This is a genomic window from Klebsiella sp. 28 (assembly GCF_018223905.1).
Classification (GTDB): domain Bacteria; phylum Pseudomonadota; class Gammaproteobacteria; order Enterobacterales; family Enterobacteriaceae; genus Klebsiella; species Klebsiella pneumoniae.
Genome location: NZ_JAGRQY010000226.1, coordinates 1 through 1,712 on the forward strand (window position 1 = coordinate 1; position 1,712 = coordinate 1,712).

At 59.0% G+C, this 1,712-nt stretch carries 1 protein-coding gene; it reads right to left on the reverse strand.

Annotated elements, in window-relative coordinates:
• Positions 1 to 1,712, reverse strand: a 1,712-nt coding sequence (locus KHQ28_RS26740) for a carbohydrate binding domain-containing protein (protein ID WP_211777747.1), incomplete at both ends; no start/stop codon positions are given.

Below are 1,712 nucleotides of genomic sequence, written 5' to 3' on the forward strand. Positions count from 1 at the left end.
TGCTGTCAGTATTGCTGCGAATATTCTGGCCGTTTTGCTCTACCTGCTGTGTTAACGCGGTGACCGCGCTCGCCTCCGCTTTCTTCGCCAGCGCGGCATTTGTCGTGTTCAGGCTGTTCTGCAGGTTCGTCAGCTGCTGGCTTTGCGAGGTGATATGCCCTTCCGCTGTACTGACCCGGTTCGTTAGTCCGGTAACGGCGCCAGCGGTGGCATCGATGTCCACCCGGTCGGTAACGTCAGTGACGTAAAAATCATCGAAGTAGCGGCTTCCGCTAATCAGATAGTTGCTCATCGTCACCGGCAGGCTGGCTGTCTCCGTCGCTTTCCAGCGACCGGAAATCAGGGTCCAGTTTGTCCCCACCGTACCGCTGTTATATGGACGCTCAAAAACCGGCTGGCCGGCAGAGTTACCGATCCGCAGCTTGTTGTTCCCCGCGCCATTATCCGTCGTCGCTCCGGGTTCCTTGACCCACACCCCGATTTCATAGGTTCGCCCCTGAACAAACGGGATGTATTGCCCCGGAGACACGCTTCCCGGATCAACCTTCAGCGCCCGCGTCCCGCTGTGAGGAGCGGAAACCTCCACCACACTGGTCGCGGTTGACCGCCCGGTATAACCATCCAGCCCGCGTTCAAACGAGGGATTCACGACCAGGTTACCCGGTATCTGCCCGCTGGCATCGATATCTGCCGCGACCTGCGAGAGGCTGTTCGACAGGTTCGTCAGCGAATTGCTCTGGCTCTCCAGCGTTTTGCCCTGCTGCGTCACTTTCGTGTCGAGCGTGGCCAGCGCAGTCGCATCGGCTTTCTGCGCCAGCGCTTTATCGGTATTCGCCAGATTTCCGGTCAGCTTCGTGATGGCGCTGTTCGCAGCCGTCAGGTCATTGCCCAGCTGTTTGACGGTATTGGTCAAATCCTGCACCGCTGTCGCATCAGCCTTTTTGGCCACTGCGGCATTGGTGGTTGCCAGCCCGTTTTCCAGCTGGGTTGTCCGGTTGCCGGTCGAGGTCAGCAGATTACCCTGTTGAGTCACGGTGGTGGTCAGGGAGTCAACCGCCGCCGCCGTGGCGTCCGCAGTATCCTGAACCTTTTGCGCCGCTGTCACATTTCGCATATGCCAGTCCGTAACGAACCATACGGTGCCATACGGGCTGTTCTGCGAGATCTGCAGGAACGGGCGGATATAACCCCTGTCCACCATCGCCTGCGTGACCTTGAAGCGCCAGGTGGTTCTCTGCCAGGTCGCGGAGGGGGATTTTCCGCCACCCGCCATGAGTGGCGCACCGGTGCTAGTATCTGGCCGAACGGCGGTACCAACATACAGATTAAAATTCGCGGTGCCGGCGCCGCAGGCAACCAGTGCGCTGATCTCAATCACATCGTTAAGCGTGGCCGGGAACGCGGCAAAGTTAGGATGGTGATCCCGGCTGGCAATTCTGGCCGCATAACCATACGGGCATCCCGACGGAACATCCTCAGCCGTCGTGGATACCACACTGAACCCCATCTGGTCGTAAGTTGGATCAAATGTCGGGTTGGGAATTAAATCCCCGCCTGATGCGTTTCCGGCCCGTACAGCGGATTTCAGCGAGGTAATGTTGGCGTTAGCAGCCGTCAACCCGGATTCCGTCTTCTCCACTCGTCCGGTTAGCGAGTTCATCGCCGTCTGATCCGCTTTGCTGGCCACGTTCGCGTCTGTCTGCGTCAGCGCA